The 1040-nt window shown below is 65.6% G+C and carries 1 protein-coding gene; it reads right to left on the bottom strand.

Annotated elements, in window-relative coordinates; translation table 11 throughout:
* Nucleotides 1–1040 (bottom strand): dihydrolipoyl dehydrogenase (locus AC1DIN_RS29875; protein WP_476812353.1); only part of this gene is annotated, 1040 nt, incomplete at both ends.

Raw genomic sequence — 1040 nt, 5'->3', positions numbered from 1 at the left:
AGTTCCGTGACTTCCGGGCCGACCAGATGGGCGCCGAGCAGCTTGCCGGTCTTGGCGTCGAAGATCGTCTTGGCGAGGCCGCTGTCCTCGCCGAGCGCGACCGCCTTGCCGTTGGCGACGAAGTTGAAGCGGCCGACCTTGATCTCATGGCCGGCGGCCTTGGCCTTCGCCTCGGTCAGGCCGACACTGGCGATCTGCGGGTGGCAATAGGTGCAGCCCGGGATCATCAGCTTGTCCATCGGATGCGGATGCAGCCCCTTGATCGCCTCGACGCAGATCACCGCCTCATGCTCGGCCTTGTGGGCCAGCATCGGCGGGCCGGCGACGTCGCCGATGGCGTAGATGCCCTTGACGTTGGTCCGGCAGAAATCRTCGATGACGATGCAGCCGCGATCGGTCTTCACGCCGAGCGCCTCGAGCCCGATGTTCTCGATATTGCCGACGACGCCGACGGCCGAGATCATGCGGTCGGCGGTGATCGTCTGCTTGCCGCCCTTCTCGTCCTCGATATGGGCGGTGACGGAGTCGGCCGATTTCTCGACCTTGGTCACCTTGGCCGATGTCAGGATCTTCATGCCCTGCTTCTCGAAGGCTTTTCGCGCGAAGGCGCCGATCTCGGCATCCTCGACGGGAACGACCTGCGGCAGCACCTCGACSACCGTCACCTCGACGCCCATCGTCCGGTAGAAGGAGGCGAATTCGATGCCGATGGCGCCGGAGCCCATCACCAGCAGCGATTTCGGCATCTTGGCCGGGACCATCGACTCGAAATAGGTCCAGATCAGCTTGCCGTCCGGCTCGAGGCCAGGCAGCGCGCGCGGCCGGGCGCCGGTCGCGACGATGATGTGGTCGGCGGTATAGGTGCCCTCGCCCTTGGCGTTCTTCGGCACCGGCCCCTGCGGCTGCATCGCCGGCTTCTTGGTCGGCGCGACCGCGATCGTGCCGGGCTTGGTCAGCTTGGCCTCGCCCCAGATCACGTCGACCTTGTTCTTCTTCATCAGGAACTGGACGCCGTTGTTCATCCGCACGGCGATGCCGCG

The organism is Allobosea sp. 05T438, from assembly GCF_056396025.1.
Note: the sequence above shows the minus strand (reverse complement) of the source record. Positions and strands in the feature narration are given on the sequence as shown.